This is a genomic window from Roseburia sp. OM02-15, assembly GCF_003481835.1.
GTDB classification, from domain to species: domain Bacteria; phylum Bacillota; class Clostridia; order Lachnospirales; family Lachnospiraceae; genus Eubacterium_I; species Eubacterium_I ramulus_A.
This window is the reverse complement of record NZ_QULX01000044.1, coordinates 1-4774: the sequence shown is the minus strand read 5'-3', so window position 1 is coordinate 4774 and position 4774 is coordinate 1. Positions and strand designations below refer to the sequence as shown.

Annotated in this window: 7 protein-coding genes; 2 read left to right on the top strand and 5 right to left on the bottom strand. The window is 43.3% G+C overall.

Features of this window, described 5'->3' with window-relative positions:
* Nucleotides 1–36 precede the first annotated feature (36 nt).
* From DXB15_RS16645 to DXB15_RS16625, 5 genes are all read right to left on the bottom strand, one after another.
* Entirely contained in the window at nt 37–627 is a 591-nt protein-coding gene (locus tag DXB15_RS16645; RefSeq protein ID WP_118703552.1) for a DUF2815 family protein, read from the bottom strand.
* Complete coding sequence (locus DXB15_RS16640) at nt 620–1759, bottom strand: DUF2800 domain-containing protein (protein ID WP_118703551.1); 1140 nt, start codon at nt 1757–1759, stop codon at nt 620–622. The genes DXB15_RS16645 and DXB15_RS16640 overlap by 8 nt, the downstream gene beginning before the upstream one ends.
* Before the next feature lies 1 nt (nt 1760).
* Entirely contained in the window at nt 1761–2081 is a 321-nt protein-coding gene (locus DXB15_RS16635; RefSeq protein ID WP_118703550.1) for a DNA ligase, read from the bottom strand.
* Between the two features lie 289 nt (nt 2082–2370).
* Nucleotides 2371–2889, bottom strand: coding sequence for an RNA polymerase sigma factor (locus DXB15_RS16630; protein WP_118703549.1), 519 nt, complete (start codon nt 2887–2889; stop codon nt 2371–2373).
* A gap of 243 nt (nt 2890–3132) precedes the next feature.
* Nucleotides 3133–3324, bottom strand: a complete 192-nt coding sequence (locus DXB15_RS16625; RefSeq protein WP_118703548.1) for a hypothetical protein — start codon at nt 3322–3324, stop codon at nt 3133–3135.
* A gap of 242 nt (nt 3325–3566) precedes the next feature.
* Between DXB15_RS16625 and DXB15_RS16620 the strand changes: the two genes are divergently transcribed.
* Together DXB15_RS16620 and DXB15_RS16615 are read left to right on the top strand one after the other, a co-directional pair.
* A complete protein-coding gene (locus tag DXB15_RS16620; RefSeq protein ID WP_118703547.1) occupies nt 3567–4352 on the top strand; it encodes an NBR1-Ig-like domain-containing protein in 786 nt (261 codons plus the stop codon).
* A 14-nt stretch (nt 4353–4366) separates the two neighbouring features.
* Nucleotides 4367–4576, top strand: a complete 210-nt coding sequence (locus DXB15_RS16615) for a helix-turn-helix domain-containing protein (protein WP_118703546.1) — start codon at nt 4367–4369, stop codon at nt 4574–4576.
* The last annotated feature ends 198 nt before the right edge of the window (nt 4577–4774 follow it).

Sequence of the window (4774 nt, the reverse complement as noted above, 5' to 3'; positions counted from 1 at the left end):
CTTTATGGAAACTAACTGCCAAGTTCTACTTTTGGATCAATGTGTTTTGCTCATCTCTACAAGGAAATCATCATCGTCATCAGTTGCGAAGTCGGATTCAGCAGATGCCTTACCACCAAGAGGCTCGCCATCACGAATCTTCTGCAGATTGTTAAGACCGCAGGCGATGCCTTTATTGCCAGAGCTGTTGAAAGCGTAAAAACTGATGCTGGCACGACCGTAGACTCCAGAGTAAACCTCAGAACGGGTGAGGATAGGATTGCGGTCTGCATCTACGATACCAGGTGCAGAGTTTGCATTTGCATTCACAAAGTAGCTGCCAGCGTATGCAGGATCATCCGGTCTTTCAAGATCTCCATCACGAAGTGGCGTTTTAAGTACGGAAAGAGCTGGTACGGACTTACCATTGCCCTTGAGCTTTGTTTCACCTTCACGGTATGCAGCCTCGATAGCAGCTTCAATCTTTGCAACAGTCTTTGTGTCGGATTTCGGGATAATCAGGCTGACACTATATTTCGGAGTGCCACCGTTGATGGACTTAGGTTCCCAGATGTTGGCATAGCTCCAGCGTGTGTTAGGACCAGTGATAACCTTCATGGGATTTGTCATTTTTACATTTTTACTCATTGTCATATTCCTCCATAAAATCATTTTTTGCTGTGTTCATTGCCGGGCGTTTATCGCTTTCCGGCACAAGAGTAGGTTTGCCTTGTGGCTTTTCAATATAGGCTGCAAGGAGTTCCTCGAAGCGAGATTTGCCGAGTAGCTTTTGCATAGCAGTGATACCAAGTAGCTTCTTTTCATAAGGGTCAAAACCAGCAGCTTCGACAGCTTTAGATACGGCGTTTTCGTTGGTATATCTGCGGTTGGAGCGACCCTCGACCAGTTTCCAGCCTGTCCATTCTTTACCGCTGATTGCCTGCTGAAGTGCATACTCCTTGATGTCGTTGGCCCAGGAGACCAGTTCATCGACATGGGAAAGGATAACTTCGATTTCTGAATCTTCCAACAGAGGTGGTTGTTTGAAATCGTGCTGTGCGAGTAAAAGATTGGCTTCTGCTCTGGCCCTGCATTCGTGCTTTGCCTTGCAGAATCCGCACCATTCATCGCACAGGAAATTTCCATCACCGGCAAAGGCGAGGTCGGCGGTAGGTTTCAGAACTTCATCGGCCCACTGATACAGGTCATCCTTACTGACGTCATAGGTAGAAACGTTCTGACGCCTGGGCTGGTAGATGGTCATGCTGACCGTATCGATGTCATAAATATCATCGAAAAGCTCCAGAGCGCCAAGGGCGTAGCATTTCATCTGTGGATTGTCTTCAGCGGAAACAAGGATTCCAAGACCGTGTTTGTAATCAATCACGTGCATAGTTCCATCGCTGATGAGAATAGCATCTGAGGTTCCGAAGCCTTGTTCCACCCAACGGGAAAAGTCCACTCGTTGTTCAATCAGAACAACTGGATCGGAGCAGGTCTGCTTGGCATCTTCCAAAAGCTCCATAATAAAGCTGGCGTACCCGGTGGCACAATCTTCTATTTCGGCGTTGTACCAGTCGAGACTTTTGGTTGGATCAGTAGCTTCCATGCCGAGAGCTTTACGGAGCTTGTACTCACAAAGAGCGTGTGCGTCGGTACCTTCTGCAGCATAATCACTACCTTTATCCTCATAGGTTTCGCAAAGCCTTGCTGACGGTGGGCAGTGAAGCCATCTGTCAGAAGAGGATGCGGAAAGGAGTGCATGTCCTTTAGGCGACATATTAGAGCACCTCCGCTTCCCTGAGCAGGGCTTCATAATGTTTTGGATCTACGAGTGACAGCTTGCTTGCACCATATTTTTTAAGAAGTTCTCGAATCTCAGCCGTATGCCCAGCACGAGATTTGTCAGCCAGAACAGCTCGAACCTCCTCAAGGGTCAGTGCAGGTTTTGATTTTTCCTCTGTATTAGCATCAATATTTTCTCTTTGCTGCTGAACATCGGATGTAAACTGCTGTGCAAGCCAGTTTGCTGCATCGTTAATAGCAGCGGCAGCATTTCTCAGTTCTTCGATGGTCATAGCCATATCGTTCATTTTTGCCATTTGTTGTTCCTCCTTCCTCGGATTGCCTCTGTGCGGCGATGAGTCTAAGATTCTTCGCCATTCTTGCGGATACCTGACTGATTGCTGTGAGAGTAGCAATTACTTCTACGTCAGTGCCGCTTCTGTTGTGAAAGGTCTGTTTCACTGTGTTCACCTCGCTTTCTGTAGGTCGCTTTGTTTCGCCTTACACTACTCAATGGAGGTGAGATGGCCGTTTGGCCGAAAAATTATAAAAAGTTTTTTGAAAAGAAAAATCGTCCCCCGAAATATCAGAGGACGACCATTCAAATTAGATGTAATCTTTCAGATCTGAGCGAAGCTTCTGGAGTAGCTTGTCCCTGCGGTATACAAAGGTATTACGGGAGAGCCCCATTTCCATGCCACAGTCACGCTCAGATTTTCCTTCCATAATAAGCTGGCAGATAAGACGGCCTTCCGGGTCCAGCTCATTCAGCTTTGCATAGAGGGCACGGAGAAGTTCTGCATCCTCCATTAATTCAGCGATAGCTGTGGATTCATCCGGCATGTCATCAAGCCAGCTCTTTTCATTTCCTTCACCGTCGCTTACGGTATTATCGAGAGAAAGCTGGTCGCCAGCCTTGGCATACGGACAGGTCATACAGTCCATGTCGCATAAATAGCGTTTGCTTGCAGGGCAGACACAACGGCCATGCTCCTGCTGACGCTTGCGATAGGAATTGATGTCACGATAGTAGTTCGTGTAGAACTCCTTGTTTACATCCACCCAGCTTTTAGATTCTTTGATGTAGATACGATACTGTTTACTTTGATTGTCTTTGATTGCCATTCAATTTTCTCCTTTCGGCATTTGAACCGAAGCGGAGATAACCGTTATGGCTGCCAGTGTTTTTCATAAGATGGTCACCTCATGCGGATAACTCCGCTTCTTTTCGGTGACTAGCCGTTCGTAAGCTGGCACTCTATTGATAATGTTCTCTTGTTCATCAGCTACGAACACACCACGTGGCCACGAAGATGGTGAGTTGATGATCAAGAAAGTAGTTTTACGCCTTGCTCAGGGCGTTTTGTTTTAGTTGTCGTTTGCGATAAGCTCCAAATCAGCGAAAACTTCACTGTAGTAGCAAGGGCTTAAATCGTATGTTCCATGAGCGTCGTAACGTTGGAATACAGATTGGGCTACTTCAGAACCATACTCGGCTGCCACAGCATCAGCGGCATTCTCGATGTTGGTGAGCCACATTCTTTTTTCTGATTTTGTCATTAAAATCACCTGCCTTAATCTTGATGATTTAAGTTTATCAATTGGAAAAGACACTTGAAATTGGGGCAGAACACTGAAAAAAGACACTTTGGACACTTATGAAGACACTCATATCAAATGTCTGTTAAAGTTGGTTTATAATGATTTACAAATTGTTAATGCCACAATGGGTTGATTTTCGCTGGTTTAAGTAATATAATAAAAATGAGAAACTATATTTACTCAGAAAAGGAGGTGCCAGATTGAATCTTTCAAGACTTTGCAAAGGCGTAAGACCTTATTGCAAAAAAATTAAAAGTCAAAAAGCTTTTGTGAAAGAAATGTTCAAAGCTGCTGGAAATGGTTATATTTCTGATAGTTATGCGAAGCAGCTGTATTCTGGCGGAAAACCTTTTACAGATGAGCTGAAATCAGGATTTGCTAGTACGGATAGAACGCAAGAGTTAATAACTTTTTTTGAGGAGAACATTACAGATGAAGAGGGAGTAATCATTGACTTTGGTATTCCGGAAAAAAAAGATTGTAATAAAAAAGCGCTATGTGTTGCGTTGACCCGTCAGATGCAGGAATTGATTAATGGGACAGACGATGTTGACGATATTCTTGCTATGACATATGAAGCTGAGAAGACAAACAATAGCGAAGAAATAACAGGTGCATTACCTCAGCCTTTATATATGGGTGATAGTGTTAATGCCTTTTACAATCGAATACATGTGATTCAAAGCTATGAAAAAGTTATTCATCAGTGGGAAATTATAAATACAGGTAAGCTGGTTTGGACTGGAAGAAAACTGGTATATATGCGAGGCGATAAAGATCGCCCAGAAGCTAATCCGTCTGTAATTGAATTACCAGATATAAAGCCGAATCAGAGTATAAAAATAACCACGACCATAGATGGCCGTGGCTTTGATGGAATTACATATTGTAAATGGGAAATGCAGGATGCTGATGGACAGAACTGTTTTCCAAAAAGAGATACAATTTTTAGTGTAACTATAGATGCTAAGTATAAGAGAGACTAAAACGGAGGTTCAAAGTGAAGGAACAGGTTATTGAAAAATGGTCGACACTGAAAGAAGTGCAGGAGTATCTTGGAGTTGGACGAGATACGATTTTACAATGGATTGCAAAAAGAAATATGCCTGCTTATAAGGTGGGCCGCCTCTGGAAATTTAAGTTATCAGAAGTTGATGATTGGATTCGCTCCGGAGGGGCTGCTGATGACAATTCTGGCACAGAAAATTAATGAGACCAGATTAACGGACACCTAATAATTTAAAATTGATAAGGTTACAAAGCAAACAGATGAAAGGTTAAAGGTAAATTTATATGGATAATCAAATTCAAAACTCAATAGTGAGTTTTATTTGGGGAATTGCAGATGATTGGTGCTAGAATATAAATAGTACAAGTCAAAATGAGAATTCCTTATACAGTATTTCAT

Excerpts from the sequence above, each read along its gene's own strand:
- DXB15_RS16630 (WP_118703549.1), bottom strand. The coding sequence starts at position 2,889 with ATGGCAATCAAAGACAATCAAAGTAAACAGTATCGTATCTACATCAAA.
- DXB15_RS16645 (WP_118703552.1), bottom strand. The coding sequence starts at position 627 with ATGAGTAAAAATGTAAAAATGACAAATCCCATGAAGGTTATCACTGGT.
- DXB15_RS16640 (WP_118703551.1), bottom strand. The coding sequence starts at position 1,759 with ATGTCGCCTAAAGGACATGCACTCCTTTCCGCATCCTCTTCTGACAGA.
- DXB15_RS16625 (WP_118703548.1), bottom strand. The coding sequence starts at position 3,324 with ATGACAAAATCAGAAAAAAGAATGTGGCTCACCAACATCGAGAATGCC.
- DXB15_RS16635 (WP_118703550.1), bottom strand. The coding sequence starts at position 2,081 with ATGGCAAAAATGAACGATATGGCTATGACCATCGAAGAACTGAGAAAT.